A 19,154-nucleotide genomic window follows, 5' to 3' on the forward strand; every position below is an offset into this window, starting at 1 on the left:
TGTCAGATTACCACCGCACTTTTGATTTCAAAGTGCGGTCATAACCGGCATGACGTTTAATCTTGCCAACTCGGCAAGACCTGATTGATTCGTTGAAACCACTTGCAATAACGCAAAACGGTTAAGACAAGCTGTCAACGTAATCGTCAAAATTGAATTGTTTGATTAATTTAATCTCACCATTCAATTCTTTCATGGCAATGGACGGCATATTGACGCCATTGAACCAATTCTTTTTCACCATGGTATAACCGGCGGCGTCGCAGAACGACAGGCGATCGCCGATTTTCAACGGTTGTTCAAACCGATATTCGCCGAAAATATCGCCGGCAAGACAAGATTTGCCACAGACCATATAGTGATAATCGCCCTGATTCGGCTGTAGCTTAGCGGTTTGGCGATAAATCAGCAAATCCAACATATGCGCTTCGATTGAGCTGTCGACAATCGCCAAATCTTTGCCGTTATGTAAGGTATCCAACACCGTCACTTCCAGACTGGTGCTGAGGGTGATCGCCGCTTCGCCCGGTTCTAAATACACCTGCACGCCGTATCGTTGGGCAAATTGTTTTAGGCGGTCGGCAAATTGATCGAGCGGATACCCTTCACTGGTAAAATGAATGCCGCCGCCCAAGCTGACCCAATCCACTTGCTGCAGAAGTTCGCCAAATTCGTTTTCGATATGCTTTAACATCTGATCAAATCGGTCAAAATCGCCGTTTTCACAGTTGTTGTGGAACATAAAACCGTTAATCAGCGGCAGTACGTCACGAATTTTATTGATGTCCCATTCGCCTAAACGGCTGTGCGGACGCGCCGGATCCGCCAAGATAAAATCAGAGGCGCTGACACGCGGATTGACGCGCAAACCGCGCTGAATATCTTGTGCTTGTTGAGAAAAACGCTGTAACTGGCTGATAGAATTGAAAATGATTTTATCCGCGTTGGCAACCACCTCGGCAATTTCCGCGTCGCTGTACGCCACGCTATAGGCATGGGTTTCGCCGCCGAATTTGCGCTGTCCCAATTTCACTTCATACAACGAAGACGAGGTTGTGCCGTCCATATACTGACGCATAAAATCAAACACGCCCCAGGTGGCAAAACATTTCAACGCCAACAAAGCTTTCGCCCCGGAACGCTCACGCAGATAGGCAATTTTCTGCATATTTTTCAGTAATTTGCTTTTATCAATCAGATAATACGGCGTGGCTAATTCAGTCATTTTTCTTTTCACATTCTATAAAAAAATCGGTTGATTAAGAGAAACTCTCAATCAACCTATTGATACTATTATATATTTACTTTACTCATTGTAGAGCGGATTAGGTTAATTACCAGCCCTTCACCACAGAGTCTTTAAACTCCGCTTTCGCTTTTTCATACACGGCTTCGGAATTATAAGCTTTGACAAAGTTTACCACATCTTGATCGTCTTTGTTGTCTTCGCGTGCCACAATGATATTCACATACGGCGAATCTTTGTCCTCCACGAAAATCGCGTCGGTGCTTGGGAACAAGCCTGCTTGTCCGGCATAAGTATTATTGATGACCGCTAAATCCACTTCCGGCAATACTTGTGGTAACAACGGTGCTTCTAATTCGCGAATTTTCAGTTTTTTCGGATTGTCAACGATATCAAGTGCGGTCGGGGTTAATCCCGTACCCTCTTTCAATTTCAGCAACCCTTGTGCTTGTAACAATAACAAGGCACGTCCGCCGTTAGTCGGATCATTTGGAATCGCCACGGTTGCCCCGTCTTTCAGTTCATCAAGTTTGCTGATTTTTTTAGAATATGCCGCAATCGGGTAAACGAAAGTATTACCGACAATCACCAACCCTTTCAAACCACGCGCTTCCACTTGCGCATCCAAATACGGTTTGTGTTGGAATGCGTTCGCATCAATCGATTTTTCTTCCAATGCCACGTTCGGAGTGACATAGTCGGTAAAGGGTACAAGTTCAACCTCTAAACCGAATTGATCTTTCGCCACTTGTTTTGCGACTTCGGCAACGGAGAATTCCGGACCGGTTTGAATGCCCACTTTAAGTTTGCCGTCTTTAGCCAATGCTGAACCGGAAAATGCAACAGCAGTAGCCAATGCGGTCAAGGTGAAAATATTTTTTAATTTCATGGTATTTTCCTTTTTCGTAAAGAGTAATGAATAAAACCTAACGGTGATCGACATAACGAACTAAGCGATCGCCGACAAATTGAATCAGTTGCACCAATGCCACCAAGATAACCACTACGGTGGTTAAAATTTCCGGTACATTGGTTTGATAGCCATAGCGAATCGCCACATCGCCCAAACCGCCGCCGCCGACAATGCCCGCCATCGCGGAATAGTTCACTAAGGTCACCAACGTGATCGTTATTCCATTGATCAACGCCGGCAGCGCCTCAGGCAATAAAAATTTGCTGATGATTTGTAAATCGGTGGCGCCCATGGCTCGTGCGGCTTCGGTCAGCCCTGCGGGAATCTCTAACAGCGCGCCTTCGACCAAACGCGCCACAAACGGAATCGCCGCTACGGTTAACGGCACAACCGCCGCCGTAGTACCAATCGACGAGCCGACCAAGGCACGGGTGAACGGAATAATCCAGAACAGCAAAATCACAAACGGGATCGCCCGTCCGATATTGACCGCCATGCTGATACTCCGATATAACTTCGGATTTTGCTTAATTTCGCCCGGACGGGTGATAAATAACAACACACCAAGCGGAATAGCAAAAAGTGCAGCCAACAATCCAGAAGCAAATACCATATATAACGTTTCGCCGGTCGCATTCAAAATCATCTGCCACACTTGTGGTGTTAAACGATCAAACATAGCCTAACACCTCTACCCGGACATTGTGTTCCATCAAATAAATTTTCGCCTCGGTAATCGCGTCTTCCGGCCCTTCCACCTCGGCAATAGTGAAGCCAAATTTCACCCCGCCGATATAATCAATCTGTGAGACTAAAATACTCAAATCCACACCGAATTTTTTCGAAGTTTGCGACAATAACGGGGCGTCAACCGAGCGCCCGGTAAATTCAAATTTGATAATCGGATAAGAATTCGCTCCTTTTGGCGACGGCGAGAGTTGTTCCATATACTGCTTCGGCAAATTAATTCGAAACGTGGATTGAATGAAGCTTTTTGCCAGTTCGGTTTTCGGGTTGGAGAACACTTCGCTCACACTTCCCGATTCAACTAACTGCCCTTTATCAATCACCACCACTTGATGACAGATTTGCTTCACCACTTCCATTTCGTGAGTAATTAACAGTATGGTTAAACCCAATTTTTGGTTGATTTCTTGCAACAGGCTTAAAATCGACTGTGTGGTTGCCGGATCGAGTGCGCTGGTCGCTTCGTCGCATAACAGCACTTTCGGCTCGGAAGCCAACGCGCGCGCAATCGCCACCCGCTGTTTTTGCCCGCCGGACAGATTACTCGGATAAACGTTTTTCTTGTCGCTTAGACCGACCAGTTCTAATAACTCGTCCACCCGCCGGGTGACCGCACTTTGATCACTGCCGTTCAATTCTAACGGCAACGCCACGTTGCCAAATACCGTGCGGTTACTTAACAGGTTAAAATGCTGGAAAATCATGCCGATATGACGGCGCGCCTCGACTAACTGCGCGGTATTCATCGCGGTCAATTCCTGCCCGTCGACAAACACCTGCCCACTGGTCGGTTGCTCCAGCAAGTTGGCGCAACGGATCAGCGTGCTTTTGCCCGCCCCCGACGCACCGATCACGCCACAGATCTGCCCCTTTGGGATCACCAGATTGACGTTATCAAGTGCGGTCAGCTTTTTGCCGTTCGCCTCAAAAATTTTGTTAATGTTTTTTAGCTTAATCATGTAAGCCCTTTGTGATTGAAGTCATAAATTACCTCGCTATTTTAGACGTCCAGATTGCCATGTCAACCGCTAGTTGCCCCTTTTTTATAGCAACTCGTTATAAGCTAGACACTTTACTGCATTTTATTCAATAAAAGTACGCTATTCCCGCATTTCAGTACGATTATGCGCTATAATCGCCGCCAATAAACGGGCGATTCCGCTCCGCCACTATACTACACTAAAGACTAAAGGTTCTTATGCAAAAAGCCATTTTTCTCGATCGCGACGGCACCCTCAATGTCGATCACGGTTATGTCCACCAAATCGATCAATTTGAATTTATCAACGGCAGTATTGAAGCCTTGTTGGAACTCAAACAAATGGGCTATTTATTGGTGTTGGTCACCAATCAATCCGGCATTGCGCGCGGCTATTTCAGCGAAGATCAATTTCTGCAACTGACCGAGTGGTTCGATTGGTCACTGGCGGATCGCGGCGTGGATTTCGACGGCATTTATTATTGCCCCCACCTGCCGGACGGACAGGGCGAATATCGCCAAGATTGCGACTGCCGCAAACCGAAACCGGGCATGTTGTTGCAAGCCTCTAGCGAGCTGAAGATTGATCTTAACCGCTCTTTTATGGTCGGCGACAAAATCGAGGATCTGATGGCGGGCAACGCTGCCGGTGTAGCCCATACTATTTTAGTCCGCAGCGGAAAAACGGTGACTGCCGAAGGCGAAAAATTGGCAGAGGCGGTGTTGGATTCGGTGGCGGAGTTACCGGATTATATTAAGCGCCATATAAAAAAATAAACTAAATACCGCCAATTCGCGTGTAAGATTGAATTTGCCCTTTATATAAGCGACAATACGCGCCGATAAAAATATTAACCCGAGATAAAATTACCAATGTCAGTCAACCAATATCCACAACAAATTGATAAACGCCGCACTTTCGCGATTATTTCCCACCCCGATGCCGGTAAAACCACGATTACGGAAAAAGTGTTGCTGTACGGTGAAGCGATTCAAACCGCCGGTACGGTCAAAGGGCGCGGCTCGAGCCAACACGCCAAATCCGACTGGATGGAAATGGAAAAACAACGCGGGATTTCGATCACCACCTCGGTAATGCAATTTCCGTATCGCGATTGCTTGGTCAATTTGTTGGATACCCCGGGACACGAAGACTTCTCGGAAGATACCTACCGCACGTTGACCGCAGTGGACAGCTGTTTGATGGTAATCGATTCCGCCAAAGGGGTTGAGGAACGCACGATTAAACTGATGGAAGTCACCCGTTTGCGCGACACGCCGATTTTGACCTTTATGAATAAACTCGACCGCGATATTCGTGATCCGATGGAACTGTTAGACGAAGTGGAAAACGTATTGAATATCCATTGTGCGCCGATCACCTGGCCTATCGGTTGCGGTAAATTATTTAAAGGCGTTTATCATCTCTACAATGACGAAACCTACCTCTATCAAACCGGGCAAGGACACACCATCCAAGAAGTGCGGGTGATTAAGGGGTTGGATAATCCGGAATTAGACAGCACGGTCGGCGATGATTTGGCGCAACAATTACGTGACGAACTGGAATTGGTGCAAGGTGCCTCCAATCCGTTTGAACTGGACGCCTTTTTGCAAGGGCAACTGACGCCGGTCTTCTTCGGCACCGCACTTGGCAACTTTGGCGTCGATCATATGTTGGACGGCTTGACCCAATGGGCACCCCGCCCGCAAGCGCGCCACTCCGATTTGCGCGATGTCTCTCCGGCGGAAGAAAAACTGACGGGCTTTGTATTTAAAATTCAAGCGAACATGGATCCGAAACACCGTGACCGTGTTGCCTTTATGCGTATCGTGTCGGGCAAATATGAAAAAGGTATGAAAATGCACCACGTCCGAATTGGTAAAGATGTGGTGATTTCCGACGCGCTCACGTTTATGGCGGGCGACCGGACTCATGCCGAAGAAGCCTATGCCGGCGATATTATCGGCTTGCACAATCACGGCACAATTCAAATCGGCGATACTTTCACTCAGGGTGAAAAGCTGAAATTCAGCGGCATTCCGAATTTCGCCCCGGAACTGTTCCGCCGTATCCGCTTGCGCGATCCGCTGAAACAAAAGCAGCTGTTAAAAGGCTTGGTGCAGCTTTCGGAAGAGGGCGCAGTGCAGGTGTTCCGTCCGCTCACCAACAACGATCTGATTGTCGGCGCGGTCGGGGTGTTGCAGTTTGATGTGGTGGTTGCACGTCTGAAAAGCGAATATAACGTGGAAGCGATTTACGAAACGGTCAATGTCACCACCGCGCGCTGGGTTGAATGCGACGACGTGAAAAAATTCGAAGAATTTAAACGCAAAAACGAGCAGAATTTAGCCTTGGACGGCAGCGATAACTTAACTTACATTGCTCCGACTATGGTCAATTTAAACTTGGCGCATGAACGTTATCCGGATGTGAAATTTTTTAAAACAAAAGAACATTAATACGACACTTAAACAATGTAAAAAGCATTTTTTCACATTATTTTTAGCCTATCGCACTAAAAACTCCCTCTAAAGGATGACCTAAGTCAAAGTTTAGAACAGAATTATGCTTTTTTTCGTATTCTTTATGTTATAGTTAGGTTGCAATTCTGCAATGAATATTTTATTTGTTTATTAAAAGTAAAATTAATTGCCATGAAAACCAATATAATAATGGTGATTTATAACCCTGTGATTTTATAGGTAAAAGATAAATGCGTATTCCTAAAATTCTTATCGTCGAAGATGAAGCCGTTACCAGAAATACTCTAAAAAACATTTTTGAGGCGGAAGGTTACGAAGTGATGGAAGCTTCTGACGGTAATAAAATGCATAGTATTCTGTCCAGCACCAGCGTCAATCTGGTGGTGATGGATATTAATTTACCCGGCAAAAATGGCTTAATGCTGGCACGCGAATTGCGTGAAACCGCCAATACCGCGCTGATGTTCTTAACCGGACGCGATAATGAAGTGGATAAAATTTTGGGACTGGAAATCGGTGCCGACGACTATATCACCAAACCGTTTAATCCAAGAGAATTGGCAATTCGTGCCAGAAATCTGTTGCAACGCACCATGTCCGAAAAAGAACAACCGATTTCGCACGAACACGTGGAACAATACCGTTTCAACGGTTGGGCGCTGGATATTAACAGCCGCACCTTGATTTCGCCGGAAGGGGAAAGCAATAAGTTACCCCGCAGCGAATTCCGTGCGTTGCTGCATTTCTGTGAAAATCCGGGGAAAATCCAAACCCGTGATGATTTACTGAAAAAAATGACCGGGCGCGAGTTGAAACCACATGATAGAACCGTTGACGTCACCATTCGCCGCATTCGCAAACATTTTGAGTCGCACCCGGATACGCCGGAAATCATCGCAACTATCCACGGGGAAGGTTATCGTTTTTGCGGTGAACTCGAATAAACCACACTGAACCGCACTTTTAACCGGAAAATAAAAATATTTTCCGGTTTTATTTTATCTACTAGGCGAGGCATAGTAGACAAAAACAAAAACCAGACTGTAGGTCTGGTTTTTAAAGCATGAAGAAAATTTTATTTTTTCAGTTTCAAAATCACGGTTTCGCCTAATACAACCGGGCCGCTGGCTTTTTCAATACTGCTGATTTCATCCATGTTGGAGATCACCACCGGCGTCAACACTGATTTTGCTTTGGCTTCTAATACTGCCAAATCAAATTCAATGATGGTATCGCCTTTTTTCACATCTTGCCCCTCTTCGGCAATACGAGTGAAACCTTCGCCTTTTAATTCTACGGTATCAATCCCGAAGTGCACGAAAAGCTCAACGCCTTCTTTGGATTCCATTGAGAATGCGTGGTTGGTTTCGAAAATTTTACCAATCACGCCGTCGATTGGGGCGACAATTTTATTACCGGTAGGACGAATTGCGATCCCGTCACCAACGATTTTTTCCGAAAAAACAACGTCCGGCACATCTTCAATGTTGACAATTTCACCGGATAATGGCGCATAAATTTCAACTTCCGCACCTTTATTGTCTTTTGAACCAAATAGTTTATCAAATAAACCCATTTTAAATCTCCTCATTAATCCATCAAAAATCTCTGTTATGTTACCCGAAATTTTTTAATTTGTATCTAGTTTAAACCGTTTTCGGTTAAAAAAGCCGAAATTTTCGCTTGAATATCCGCCGCAGTCGGTTGTTGCAACACCTCGTTTGCCAAGTTTTGTACGTCCGCATAGTTCACATTACGAATCAATTTTTTGATCCGCGGCACTGAAATCGCGCTCATACTGAATTCATCCAGCCCCATGCCGAGCAACAATAACGTGGCGTGTTCATCCCCGGCTAACTCGCCGCACATCCCGGTCCATTTGCCTTCCGCGTGCGACGCATCGATCACTTGTTTAATCAGGCTCAACACCGACGGAGTCATCGGATTATACAGGTGTGAAATCAATTCATTACCACGATCAACCGCCAAGGTGTATTGGGTCAAGTCATTGGTGCCGATACTGAAGAAATCCACTTCTTTCGCCAAGAATTTGGCATTCACCGCCGCAGACGGCGTTTCCACCATCACGCCGATTTGAATATTTTCGTCAAAGGCTTTGCCTTCGTTGCGCAACGCTTGTTTTAATTCCGTAACCACCGCTTTCAGCGTACGAATTTCCTCCACCGAAATAATCATCGGGAACATTATCGCCAGTTTGCCAAATGCGGAAGCCCGCAAGACCGCTCTTAGCTGATCATTCAGGATTTCACGTTTGTCTAAAGCAATACGAATCGCACGCCAGCCTAGGAATGGATTCATTTCTTTCGGTAAATTCAAATACGGCAACTCTTTGTCGCCACCAATATCCATCGTGCGCAACACCACCAATTTACCGTCCATCGCCTCAACCACTTCTTTATAGGCTTGGAATTGTTCTTCTTCGCTCGGCAACTGATCACGATCCATAAACAGGAATTCGGTACGATAGAGACCAACGCCTTCCGCGCCGTTACGGTGTGCGCCTTCCACATCGCGGATAGTGCCAATGTTCGCCACCACTTCGACGTTATGCCCGTCTAAGGTCACCGCCGGTAAATCTTTCAGTTTTGCCAGTTCGGCTTTTTCTTCCGCCAATTGCTGTTGCAAGCCGATAATACGGTTTAACTCTTCTTGTGACGGATTGATGAAAATCTCATTATTGACCGCATCCAAAATCAAGGTGTCGCCGCTGACGATCAGTTTGGTTGCCACATTGGTGCCGACGATCGCCGGTAACTCCAAAGAACGCGCCATGATTGAGGTGTGTGAGGTGCGCCCGCCGATGTCGGTGATAAAACCCAGCACTTTGTCTAGATTTAATTGTGCCGTTTCAGACGGGGTCAAATCATTCGCAATCAGAATGACTTCTTCGTTGATTTCCCCCAGATCAACAATATTCATACCCAAAATATTTTTGATTAAACGGTTACCAATATCGCGGATATCGCCCGCTCTTTCTTTCAGATATTCATCATCGATTTCAGACAGCATGGTCACTTGCTGATCAACCACGGAACCGGCGGCAAAATCGGCGGTCACCAAATCATCACGGATCAGGGCCAGAATTTCGTCTTCCAGCTCTTCATCTTCCAGAATCATCAAGTGCCCGTCAAAAATGGCACCTTTTTCTTCACCTAATGTTCTGGTGGCTTTCTCTTTAATCGCGGTTAACTGCTCGACCGCTTTTTCACGCCCGTCATAGAAACGCTGAATTTCAGCCTCAACCTGAGATGCAGCGATGGATTTTGTATTTAAAACAATCTCTTCTTCTTTCAGAACCAGTGCCTTACCGAAGACAATCCCTGGTGACGCTAAAATACCTGAAATCATAATAAAACCTTTGTTGAATAAAAATAGTGAAGCGAATAGAGCTCTATTCGCTTTAGCTTGCTTAAATTATAACCTGTCTTGACAGGCAATAACCACCGACAATCGAATCAGCTTAAATTGATTTATTCTAAAGTCGGGATCAGCGCAACCAAATGCTCAACCGCTTTTTCTTCGTCTTCGCCTTCGGCACTGATGGTGATGACGGTGCCTTGCACCAAACCTAAGGTTTGCAATTTGAACAAGCTTTTCGCACTGGAGCTTTTACCGTTGGAAGTTACTGTAATATCGGAGGCAAACGCTTTTGCTTCTTTGACAAACTGTGCAGCCGGGCGAGTATGTAAGCCATTTGGAGCAGTAATGGTAACGTCTTTTGAGTACATAAGTAATTTCCTTATTTATCTGAGTAACACTGAATATAAATCAATATGATTCATAGCAAATCACGGCGCCCCTAGTTCAATACGGGCACAACCCTGATTATCACAATTTTTTAATAATTATTTTACCGACTAAAATAATTATTTGGGTTAGTATCAATATTCCGCCTAAATAATCAAGGCATAACTGGAAAAAATATGATGTATCGCACAGTTTTTAATTAAAAAAGTTTATTTTTTAACCGCATCTTACATTTTATGAGCGGATTTGACATTTGCCTATCACGGTTTTGCACCACGGTTTCATGCCCTAACGCAAATTAATTTGTAACAAAATGCCGTTGCGCCTTATTTTCGTCCAACGCCAGAATCAGGCGGTGGTAATTTTCAAAACGTAGCGGGTGAATTTTGCCCTGCTCCACTGCCTCACGCAACACACAGCCCGGATCGTCCAGATGTTTGCAATCGCGGAATTTACAGCCGCCAAGATAGTCCTGAAATTCACGGTAACCATTGGTAATGGTGGTCGCGTCCAAATGCCATACGCCAAACTCACGGATACCGGGCGAATCAATCACTTCGCCGCCGTCGGTTAAGCGAATCAAACGGGAAACCGTTGTAGTATGTTGCCCTAAACCGGAATTTTCACTGACAGCGCCGATCTGCAATGCCAAGTGCGGTTGCAACGCATTGAGTAAACTGGATTTCCCCACCCCGGATTGTCCGACGAAAATCGAACAGCCATCACGCAACATGTCGGCTAACTGCCGCATATTTTCGCCACTATAAGAAGAAACCATCAGCACGCGGTAACCCAAAGTGCGGTAAATATCAAACAGTTGCTCGGCTTCGCTACGCTCTTCCGCTGTACATAAATCAATTTTGTTCAAGAGCAAAATCGGCTCAATCCCCAAACTTTCACACACCACCAAATAACGATCGATAATATTGGCGGAAAAGTGCGGTAACATCGCCGAAACCACAAAAATTTGATCGATATTCGCCGCAATCGGTTTAATCCCGTCATAATAATCCGGACGGGAAAGCACATTTTTACGCTCCTGCACCGCTTCCACCACGCCGCTGATCCCTTGCAATTGCTGATGTCCGGCACGCCACAACACCCGATCACCAACCACCAAATTACTTAAGGTGCGGCGCAAGTTACAGCGAAATACCTCGCCTACGCTGTTTTCAATATCGGCATGCAGCGCATAACGGGAAATCACCCTTCCGCTTTGCATTTCGCCCAACATGTCATCCTGCCATTCAATCTCACGCGTTTCTTTTTTCCGCTGCTGATAATGACTTAACGTTTTCTGTTGGTTAGATTGAATTCGGCGCTTCTGATTTTTTGTTAACTTTTGCTTACTCAAAAAATTTCCTTACTCCCGCTGGTTTTTACGCTAAAATAGCGCGTAAATGAGATAATTTTTGAACGACTAGGATACCGCATATTATGCCATTCGATAAACAAAATCTGATCTGGATTGATCTTGAAATGACCGGTTTGGATCCGGAAAAAGAGCGAATCATTGAAATCGCCACCATTGTCACCGATAAAGATCTGAATATACTTGCCGAAGGACCGGTGCTTGCCGTTCACCAGCCGGACAGTTTACTCAACGCCATGAGCGAATGGTGCAGCAAAACCCATACCGCCAACGGCTTAGTTTCGCGCGTTAAAGAAAGCAAATTAAGCGAACGTGCCGCCGAATTGCGCACCTTGGATTTTCTGAAAAAATGGGTGCCGAAAAACAGCTCGCCGATTTGCGGCAACAGCGTGGCGCAAGATAAGCGCTTTTTGTTCAAATATATGCCGGAATTAGCCGACTATTTTCACTACCGCTATCTCGATGTCAGCAGCGTGAAAGAACTGGCAAGCCGCTGGAAACCGGAAATTTTAGACGGTTTTAAAAAACAGAATACCCATTTGGCGCTCGATGACATCCGGGAATCGATTGCCGAACTCGCTTATTACCGCGAACATTTTATTGATTTGAACAAAAATACGTCGCAAAGCTAAAAATCATACGCTTTTTGCTGTCATTTTCGACAATCAAACTTTTTTTTATTATTTGGGGTTGCAGGCAAAAAAAATTTTTGTATAATGCACCCCACTGATTACGTCAGACCATTCAAATGCGGGAATAGCTCAGTTGGTAGAGCACAACCTTGCCAAGGTTGGGGTCGCGAGTTCGAGTCTCGTTTCCCGCTCCAAATTCTCAAACCTTATCGTTTACCTAGTTTATCTCTTTTTATTGCACTATAAAGTGCGGTTTCTATGCAGATAAAACCGTGCATTCACAGCAAAATTCCTCTATCATTAGCGCCTGATTTTAGTTTGGATATTCCGTTTATATTAAGTTGAATTATGTCGCCACTAGCAACATCTCCATATCAAATCCAATTTGAAAACGAAGCGCAATTGCTCGCCTTTGCCGCACGTCTGAGCGCGCTTTTGATCAAATATAATGCAATGGAACAAAAACAGGGCTTTGTTGTCTATTTATATGGTGGTTTAGGTGCGGGCAAAACCACGTTTAGCCGCGGTATAATTCAGGCGCTGGGGCATAACGGTAATGTCAAAAGTCCGACTTATACTTTAGTCGAAGAATACCCTCTGCCGACCTTGAATGTTTACCACTTTGATCTGTATCGCCTCGCCGATCCGGAAGAATTGGCGTTTATGGGCATTCGTGATTATTTTCAATCCGGCAGCTTGGCATTATTGGAATGGGCGGAGCGCGGGCAAGGCATGATTCCTGCGGCGGACATAACCATTCAACTCAACTATTTAGCACAAGGACGTGAGCTGCAACTCACGGCGCACAGCGAAATGGGTGAACGCATTGCGGCACAATTGCACTAACGCAACCAAGCGCACGCAGCAGCATAACCGAATTTATATTTAACTGTTTTGATTTGACGAAAGACGCCAGAATGAAAAAATTTGCTTTGTTTATCACTTACTTTTTGACACTTTTACTCGGCTTTATCAGTTTTTCCGCCAACGCGGGCACCCTGACCGCACTGAATGTGAAAAATGAAAACAAAAAAACGCAAATCGAGTTTTCTTTTTCGCTCGCCACCAAATACAGCTATTTTGCCTTGCAAAATCCGGAACGCTTGGTGATTGACTTTGCCAACAGCCAAGCTCACGCCAAGTTGTTGCCGAGAAAGATTAACGACAGTGTCGTGGCCAATCTGCGCACCAGCAACCCGCCCCGTTCCACTACCCTGCGGGTGGTATTAGAACTCAAACAAAAAAGCGGTTTTAAATTCCACAATAACGGTAAAAAAATTACACTGATGGTCGATAATGCCGCCGGTCAAACCGCAGCAACAAAAACCGGCACTAGCGCAGCAAAAGTGGCGAAAGAGACGGTTAAAACCGCCACCACCACGAAAAATCAAGCAACGGCTGCCAGAAGCAACGCCGCCCGTACCGGCGTGTTAGTCATCGCAATTGATGCCGGCCATGGCGGCAAAGATCCCGGTGCAATCGGCACCGGTTTAGGCTTGCGTGAAAAAGTGGTTACCCTGCAAATTGCTAAAGAATTAAAAGCCCTATTGGATAAAGATCACCGTTTCAAAAGTGTATTGACCCGCACCGGCGATTACTATATTTCGGTGCCGAACCGCTCGGAAATTGCGCGGAAGAACAAAGCCAATTATTTAATCTCCATCCATGCCGACTCCAACGGATCACCGTCGCTACGCGGCGCCTCGGTTTGGGTGCTGTCAAATAAACGTGCCAGCAGCGAAATGGGGCGTTGGTTGGAAGATCATGAAAAACAATCGGAATTATTGGGCGGCGCCGGTAATGTTTTGGCGTCGCACGATGAAAAATATTTGAACCAAACCGTATTGGATCTGCAATTCGGGCATTCGCAACGCGCCGGTTATCAGTTAGGGCAAGCCATTCTGAAACGCTTCGGCAGCTTTGCCAAATTGAGCAAAAACGTGCCGCAACACGCCAGCCTCGGGGTATTGCGTTCGCCGGATATTCCGTCGGTGTTGGTGGAAACCGGTTTCCTTTCTAATCATGAAGAAGAAAGCAAACTGGCAACCGCCGCTTACCGCCGCCAAATCGCCAATGCCATTTATCGCGGTTTGATTGATTATTACAACACAAGCGGTGAGGCAAGTGCGGTCGCCGGCCGGGCGGGCAACACGGCTAAAAGCAATAAAGCCGGCGGCAAAGCAAGTAATAAGGCGAGCAGCACCCCGCAATTCCACACCGTGAAAGCGGGAGAAAGTCTGGGCGGAATCTCAATTAAATACAATATCAAAATTCGTGAATTACAGCGTTTAAATAAGTTGAAAAACGACAATGTCCGTATCGGACAAAAAATTAAATTACGGGATTAAACAGCATGCCGATTCAAATTCTTTCGCCACAACTGACTAACCAGATTGCCGCCGGTGAGGTGGTGGAACGTCCTGCGTCGGTGGTGAAAGAACTGGTGGAAAACAGCCTTGACGCCGGAGCGGACGACATTCAGATTGACATCGAGCGAGGCGGTGCAGGCTTAATCCGCATTCGTGATAACGGTTTTGGCATTCCGAAAGCGGAGTTAGCTCTCGCTTTATCACGCCACGCCACCAGTAAAATCAGCACGTTAGAAGATTTAGAAGCGATTTTAAGCCTCGGTTTCCGTGGCGAAGCCCTTGCCAGTATCAGCTCGGTCTCACGCCTGACCCTGACCTCCAAACCGCCGCAACAAACCGAAGCCTGGCAGGTATTCGCACAGGGACGCGAGATGGAAACCACCATTCAGCCGGCGGCACATCCTGTCGGCACCACGGTCGAAGTGGCGAATCTGTTTTTCAATACGCCGGCACGACGCAAATTTTTGCGCACCGAAAAAACCGAATTCAGCCATATTGACGAAGTGGTGCGTCGCATTGCGTTGGTCAAATCACAAGCGGCTTTCACCTTAACCCACAACGGCAAAATCGTACGCCAATACCGTAAAGCCGGCAGTCCGCAGCAAAAACTGAAACGCTTGGCTGCGATTTGCGGACAAGATTTTGTCGAAAATGCATTGGAAATCAACTGGCAGCACAACGATTTGCACCTCTACGGCTGGGTCGCCAACACCCGTTTTTTACGTGCGCAAAACGATCTGAATTACAGTTATGTCAACGGGCGTATGATGCGCGATAAAACCATCAACCATGCGGTGCGTCAAGCCTATGGCGATAACATTCACAGCGAGGCGTTTCCGGCATTCGTGTTGTTTATCGATCTTGATCCGACACAGGTTGATGTCAATGTACATCCGGCAAAACACGAAGTGCGGTTTCACCAAAGTCGTTTAATACATGACTTTATCTATCAGGGCGTACTGAATGCGTTGGCAACGGCCGATAACTTAGATTTTATCGAAACGGAAATGCAATCGCCACTAGCCCCTAATCGTGCCGCAGCGGGGGAAAATATTTTTGCGCCGGCACCAAGCGCAAGTGCGGTCAGTGCAAGTTCAAACCGCACTTCGGCGAGTGATCATGCGCCGCGGGATTTTTCAGAACGCCCGGCTTATCGCCCGGCAGAAGGCAAGGCATATCATCAGTTGCTGCAACCTGCAACCGTGAGCTATTCGACGTTGAATCCAAATCCTATGCCAATCCAAGAGCCCGCGCCGTCATGGGAAATTCAGCAAAATCCGCACTTGCGCCTGTTAACCTTGCTGGCGGACGAGCAACTGTTATTATTGCAACGGCAGCAACGGCTCTATTTTGTGCAAGTGCCGGCGTTGCAACGCTGCAAATTAACGCAAGAACTACAACAAGAAAAAATCCCTCATCAGCCGCTACTGATTCCGTTGGTGTTGCATTTAGATCAGATCCAAGCCGAACATTGGACGCAACGGCAACCGCACTTTGCCCGTTGCGGCTTTGAAATCACGCTGTATCAACAGCACGGCAAAAGCCGCTTAACCGTGAGTGCCGTGCCGTCAGTGTTGCGCCAGCAAAATCTGCAAGCCTGTCTGGTCGGCTTGCTCAATCAGAGTAACCTGAGTAAATTTAACGATTTCCTCACGCACTTAATCAACAATTTAACCTTGCCGCCACTGCAAACCTTAGCCGATGCCAATGCCGAATTCGCGCGTTTAGAGCAGCTGCTCGACAGCGAATCGGCGCAATTTAAACAACTCTTGCTGCCATTGGATCTACAGCCTTATCGATTAGGAAATACCCTATGAGCAACCGCAAACCTTTGGCTGTTTTCCTCATGGGACCGACCGCCTCCGGTAAAACCGACTTGGCGATTCAGTTGCGCCAACAGTTGCCGTTCGAGGTGATTAGTGTCGATTCGGCATTGATTTACCGTGGCATGGATATCGGCACCGCCAAACCGAACCCGGCGGAATTAGCTTTAGCGCCACATCGCTTAATCGACATTAAAGATCCGGCGGAAAGTTATTCTGCCGCCGATTTCCGTCATGACGCACTGCGCGAAATGCAATCGATCACTCAACAGGGTAAAATTCCGTTGTTGGTCGGCGGCACTATGTTGTATTACAAAGCCTTACTTGAGGGGTTATCACCGTTGCCGTCGGCAGATGACAAAGTGCGGTCTGAAATTGAAGCGGTTGCCGCCGAAAAAGGCTGGGCATATCTGCACCAACAACTGCAACAAGTTGATCCGATTGCAGCCGCACGGATCCACCCCAATGATCCGCAGCGGATTAACCGCGCCTTGGAAGTGTATTATATCAGTGGCAAAAGCATGACCGAACTGACGGCAATCCAAGGCGAAGCCCTGCCCTATCGGATTATGCAATTTGCGATTGCGCCGCAAGATCGTGCGGTATTACATCAGCGCATTGAACAACGCTTTCATAATATGATCATGCAAGGCTTTGAACAGGAAGTGCGGTCGCTCTATCAACGTGGCGATCTGCATCCGGATCTTCCCTCCATTCGGTGCGTCGGCTACCGTCAAATGTGGGAATATTTGCGCGGCGATTATGATCATGCCGACATGATCTATCGTGGCATTTGCGCCACCCGCCAACTGGCAAAACGGCAAATAACCTGGCTAAGGGGCTGGAAATCGGAGATTCACTGGCTGGACAGTTTGGCAATTCCGCAAGCAAAACAAAAAATTATGCAAATTTTGCAAGAAAGCGGCTCCGCCCTCTTGCAGACGGGTGACTTTCGGAAATAAAGTTGCTATATTGAAATAGAGGGACAGACATACTGCGGTCGTTTCCGGTTTTGCTTAAAAATTTGTAAGACTATAACTAAAACATCATAACTAAAATATAAGGAATCCAATTATGGCAAAAGGACAATCATTACAAGATCCTTACTTGAACTCACTTCGTCGTGAACGCATTCCCGTGTCTATTTATTTGGTCAACGGGATCAAACTGCAAGGACAAATCGAATCATTTGACCAATTTGTTATTTTGTTAAAAAATACCGTTAGTCAAATGGTGTACAAGCATGCGATTTCCACCGTGGTGCCGGCACGGGCGATTTCACACCATAACAATTCTCAAGCGCAAAGCAGTGAGAATAAAACGGACGTTAGCGATAGCGAATAATCTGGTTGTAGGAAATCACGTTGTCTGAATATGATAATGACAGCGCTCCAAGCGAACAGCAGAGCGCTCTTTTCGATCTGAGCTTAGGCCGTAAAGATATCCGCGATCAGTTGTTGCAAAATGAGCGCGCGATTTTGGTACATGTCTTTTTTTCACAGCAAAAAGATCCGGAAAACATCGAGGAATGCCGCCAACTTGCCGCGTCGGCGCAAGTTGATGTGATTGAAGTGCTGACCACCGCGCGTTCTGCGCCGCAACCGAAATATTTTATCGGACAAGGCAAAGCGGAAGAAGTGGCGGAGGCGGTCAAATTGCATAATGCCGATATCGTACTGGTGAACCATATTCTCAGCGCCGCACAAAACCGTAACATAGAAAAATTGTGCGGCTGCCGCGTCATTGACCGCACTACCCTGATTCTTGACATCTTCGCCCAACGCGCCCGTTCGCACGAAGGCAAACTGCAAGTCGAACTGGCACAGCTGAAACATATTTCCACCCGCTTAATCCGCGGTTGGACCCACTTAGAACGACAAAAGGGCGGGATCGGTTTGCGCGGTCCGGGCGAAACCCAGCTCGAAACCGACCGCCGTTTAATCAAAGTGCGGTTGGCGCAATTGCAATCCAAGCTGGCAAAAGTCAGCCAACAGCGCAATCTCAACCGTCGCACCCGGCAAAAAGCCGAAATTCCGACCTTATCCTTGGTTGGTTATACCAATGCCGGTAAATCAACCTTGTTCAACGCCTTAACCAGCGCCGAGGTCTATGCAGCCGATCAACTGTTCGCTACTCTTGATCCGACCTTGCGTAAGTTGGAGATTGAAAATGTCGGCACTACGATTCTGGCGGATACCGTCGGATTTATCCGCCATTTACCGCACGATTTAGTCGAAGCTTTTAAATCTACCCTGCAAGAAACCACCGAAGCCACGCTGCTATTGCATGTGATCGACGCCTCCGATGAACGCCGTCAGGAAAATATCGACGCCGTCAATGCGGTGTTGGAAGAAATCGGGGCGTCTACCGTACCTTATTTATTGGTGTTCAATAAAATCGATCAATGTGAAGATGTCGCTCCGCATATCGACTATGACGATCAAGGTAAGCCAAGTGCGGTCTATCTCTCTGCACAGAACGGAGAAGGAATTGAATTACTACGGCAAGCGATTCAAAAACGGCTCGAAAACCAAATTTTACATTTGCAACTGTCGCTGCCGGTGACGGCGGGCAAAATCCGCCACTTACTCTATCAACAAAACCATATCCGCAGCGAAAACATTAGCGAAAATGGCGAGTTTCTCCTTTCATTACAAATAGATAATCATAAATGGCGGCAACTTGCCGCCCATTATCCGGATTTAATAAGTTATTTGAAATAATTTTCTTTTGCTTTCATTTGCTATATTCCAATTCCGTTTATCCTTATAAAAGCAGCCGCAAAATCGTTATAACCATCACAAATATCAACTGTAAT

General features: G+C 46.6%; 17 protein-coding genes, 1 tRNA gene and 2 pseudogenes. 12 read left to right on the top strand and 8 right to left on the bottom strand.

Annotation, left to right across the window (positions count from 1 at the left end; all coding sequences use genetic code 11):
• Positions 1-121 precede the first annotated feature (121 nt).
• From nspC to metN, 4 genes are all read right to left on the bottom strand, one after another.
• Positions 122-1,225 (bottom strand): carboxynorspermidine decarboxylase, encoded by a 1,104-nt coding sequence (gene nspC, locus ACQ31U_RS01620; RefSeq protein ID WP_431053295.1) that lies wholly within the window; start codon positions 1,223-1,225, stop codon positions 122-124.
• Positions 1,226-1,334: 109 nt separating this feature from the next.
• On the bottom strand, positions 1,335-2,135 hold the full coding sequence (locus ACQ31U_RS01625) for a MetQ/NlpA family lipoprotein (protein WP_431053297.1): 801 nt from the start codon (positions 2,133-2,135) through the stop codon (positions 1,335-1,337).
• A gap of 37 nt (positions 2,136-2,172) precedes the next feature.
• Positions 2,173-2,838 carry a methionine ABC transporter permease gene (locus tag ACQ31U_RS01630; RefSeq protein ID WP_431053299.1) on the bottom strand — a complete coding sequence of 222 codons (666 nt, stop codon included), beginning with the start codon at positions 2,836-2,838 and terminating at the stop codon, positions 2,173-2,175.
• Complete coding sequence (metN, locus tag ACQ31U_RS01635) at positions 2,831-3,865, bottom strand: methionine ABC transporter ATP-binding protein MetN (RefSeq protein ID WP_431053301.1); 1,035 nt, start codon at positions 3,863-3,865, stop codon at positions 2,831-2,833. The genes ACQ31U_RS01630 and metN overlap by 8 nt, the downstream gene beginning before the upstream one ends.
• Before the next feature lie 239 nt (positions 3,866-4,104).
• On the opposite strand from metN, the gene gmhB reads away from it, so the two are divergent.
• From gmhB to arcA, 3 genes are all read left to right on the top strand, one after another.
• Positions 4,105-4,662, top strand: a complete 558-nt coding sequence (gene gmhB, locus ACQ31U_RS01640; protein WP_431053303.1) for a D-glycero-beta-D-manno-heptose 1,7-bisphosphate 7-phosphatase — start codon at positions 4,105-4,107, stop codon at positions 4,660-4,662.
• A gap of 96 nt (positions 4,663-4,758) precedes the next feature.
• Positions 4,759-6,348: a peptide chain release factor 3 gene (prfC, locus tag ACQ31U_RS01645; protein ID WP_431053305.1), complete on the top strand. Its 1,590-nt coding sequence runs from the start codon at positions 4,759-4,761 to the stop codon at positions 6,346-6,348.
• A gap of 254 nt (positions 6,349-6,602) precedes the next feature.
• Positions 6,603-7,316: a two-component system response regulator ArcA gene (gene arcA, locus ACQ31U_RS01650; protein ID WP_431053307.1), complete on the top strand. Its 714-nt coding sequence runs from the start codon at positions 6,603-6,605 to the stop codon at positions 7,314-7,316.
• Positions 7,317-7,447: 131 nt separating this feature from the next.
• Here the strand turns inward: arcA and crr are convergent, their stop codons facing one another.
• From crr to rsgA, 4 genes are all read right to left on the bottom strand, one after another.
• Positions 7,448-7,948, bottom strand: a complete 501-nt coding sequence (gene crr, locus ACQ31U_RS01655; protein ID WP_431053309.1) for a PTS glucose transporter subunit IIA — start codon at positions 7,946-7,948, stop codon at positions 7,448-7,450.
• A 65-nt stretch (positions 7,949-8,013) separates the two neighbouring features.
• Positions 8,014-9,741 carry a phosphoenolpyruvate-protein phosphotransferase PtsI gene (gene ptsI / locus ACQ31U_RS01660; RefSeq protein WP_431053311.1) on the bottom strand — a complete coding sequence of 576 codons (1,728 nt, stop codon included), beginning with the start codon at positions 9,739-9,741 and terminating at the stop codon, positions 8,014-8,016.
• A 122-nt stretch (positions 9,742-9,863) separates the two neighbouring features.
• A complete protein-coding gene (ptsH, locus tag ACQ31U_RS01665; RefSeq protein WP_084255248.1) occupies positions 9,864-10,121 on the bottom strand; it encodes a phosphocarrier protein Hpr in 258 nt (85 codons plus the stop codon).
• A gap of 317 nt (positions 10,122-10,438) precedes the next feature.
• Complete coding sequence (rsgA, locus tag ACQ31U_RS01670) at positions 10,439-11,494, bottom strand: small ribosomal subunit biogenesis GTPase RsgA (RefSeq protein ID WP_431053313.1); 1,056 nt, start codon at positions 11,492-11,494, stop codon at positions 10,439-10,441.
• Positions 11,495-11,577: 83 nt separating this feature from the next.
• Between rsgA and orn the strand changes: the two genes are divergently transcribed.
• The 9 genes and pseudogenes from orn to hflX all read left to right on the top strand — a co-directional run bounded on the left by orn (position 11,578) and on the right by hflX (position 19,059).
• On the top strand, positions 11,578-12,144 hold the full coding sequence (gene orn / locus ACQ31U_RS01675) for an oligoribonuclease (RefSeq protein WP_431053315.1): 567 nt from the start codon (positions 11,578-11,580) through the stop codon (positions 12,142-12,144).
• 118 nt (positions 12,145-12,262) lie between these two features.
• Positions 12,263-12,338 (top strand) — tRNA-Gly (locus tag ACQ31U_RS01680).
• A 154-nt stretch (positions 12,339-12,492) separates the two neighbouring features.
• On the top strand, positions 12,493-12,990 hold the full coding sequence (gene tsaE / locus ACQ31U_RS01685; protein WP_431053317.1) for a tRNA (adenosine(37)-N6)-threonylcarbamoyltransferase complex ATPase subunit type 1 TsaE: 498 nt from the start codon (positions 12,493-12,495) through the stop codon (positions 12,988-12,990).
• Positions 12,991-13,061: 71 nt separating this feature from the next.
• Positions 13,062-13,394 (top strand): annotated as a pseudogene (locus ACQ31U_RS01690) (AMIN domain-containing protein); the annotation flags it as partial.
• A gap of 177 nt (positions 13,395-13,571) precedes the next feature.
• Positions 13,572-14,489 (top strand): annotated as a pseudogene (locus ACQ31U_RS01695) (N-acetylmuramoyl-L-alanine amidase); the annotation flags it as partial.
• Between the two features lie 8 nt (positions 14,490-14,497).
• The gene (mutL, locus tag ACQ31U_RS01700) at positions 14,498-16,330 is read left to right on the top strand and encodes a DNA mismatch repair endonuclease MutL (RefSeq protein ID WP_431053319.1); all 1,833 of its coding nucleotides are present in this window, start codon (positions 14,498-14,500) and stop codon (positions 16,328-16,330) included.
• On the top strand, positions 16,327-17,298 hold the full coding sequence (gene miaA, locus ACQ31U_RS01705; RefSeq protein ID WP_431053321.1) for a tRNA (adenosine(37)-N6)-dimethylallyltransferase MiaA: 972 nt from the start codon (positions 16,327-16,329) through the stop codon (positions 17,296-17,298). Before mutL ends, miaA begins: the two co-directional genes overlap by 4 nt.
• Before the next feature lie 112 nt (positions 17,299-17,410).
• Positions 17,411-17,680: an RNA chaperone Hfq gene (gene hfq, locus ACQ31U_RS01710; RefSeq protein WP_431053323.1), complete on the top strand. Its 270-nt coding sequence runs from the start codon at positions 17,411-17,413 to the stop codon at positions 17,678-17,680.
• Positions 17,681-17,757: 77 nt separating this feature from the next.
• Positions 17,758-19,059 carry a ribosome rescue GTPase HflX gene (gene hflX / locus ACQ31U_RS01715; protein ID WP_431054256.1) on the top strand — a complete coding sequence of 434 codons (1,302 nt, stop codon included), beginning with the start codon at positions 17,758-17,760 and terminating at the stop codon, positions 19,057-19,059.
• Positions 19,060-19,154: the final 95 nt, after the last annotated feature.

The sequence above is a fragment of the Testudinibacter sp. TW-1 genome, assembly GCF_050613185.1.
GTDB lineage: Bacteria > Pseudomonadota > Gammaproteobacteria > Enterobacterales > Pasteurellaceae > Chelonobacter.

Bases quoted from the DNA above. Each gene is read 5' to 3' on its own strand.
- nspC (WP_431053295.1), bottom strand. From the start codon at position 1,225: ATGACTGAATTAGCCACGCCGTATTATCTGATTGATAAAAGCAAATTA.
- ACQ31U_RS01625 (WP_431053297.1), bottom strand. From the start codon at position 2,135: ATGAAATTAAAAAATATTTTCACCTTGACCGCATTGGCTACTGCTGTT.
- ACQ31U_RS01630 (WP_431053299.1), bottom strand. From the start codon at position 2,838: ATGTTTGATCGTTTAACACCACAAGTGTGGCAGATGATTTTGAATGCG.
- metN (WP_431053301.1), bottom strand. From the start codon at position 3,865: ATGATTAAGCTAAAAAACATTAACAAAATTTTTGAGGCGAACGGCAAA.
- gmhB (WP_431053303.1), top strand. From the start codon at position 4,105: ATGCAAAAAGCCATTTTTCTCGATCGCGACGGCACCCTCAATGTCGAT.
- prfC (WP_431053305.1), top strand. From the start codon at position 4,759: ATGTCAGTCAACCAATATCCACAACAAATTGATAAACGCCGCACTTTC.
- arcA (WP_431053307.1), top strand. From the start codon at position 6,603: ATGCGTATTCCTAAAATTCTTATCGTCGAAGATGAAGCCGTTACCAGA.
- crr (WP_431053309.1), bottom strand. From the start codon at position 7,948: ATGGGTTTATTTGATAAACTATTTGGTTCAAAAGACAATAAAGGTGCG.
- ptsI (WP_431053311.1), bottom strand. From the start codon at position 9,741: ATGATTTCAGGTATTTTAGCGTCACCAGGGATTGTCTTCGGTAAGGCA.
- ptsH (WP_084255248.1), bottom strand. From the start codon at position 10,121: ATGTACTCAAAAGACGTTACCATTACTGCTCCAAATGGCTTACATACT.
- orn (WP_431053315.1), top strand. From the start codon at position 11,578: ATGCCATTCGATAAACAAAATCTGATCTGGATTGATCTTGAAATGACC.
- tsaE (WP_431053317.1), top strand. From the start codon at position 12,493: ATGTCGCCACTAGCAACATCTCCATATCAAATCCAATTTGAAAACGAA.
- mutL (WP_431053319.1), top strand. From the start codon at position 14,498: ATGCCGATTCAAATTCTTTCGCCACAACTGACTAACCAGATTGCCGCC.
- miaA (WP_431053321.1), top strand. From the start codon at position 16,327: ATGAGCAACCGCAAACCTTTGGCTGTTTTCCTCATGGGACCGACCGCC.
- hfq (WP_431053323.1), top strand. From the start codon at position 17,411: ATGGCAAAAGGACAATCATTACAAGATCCTTACTTGAACTCACTTCGT.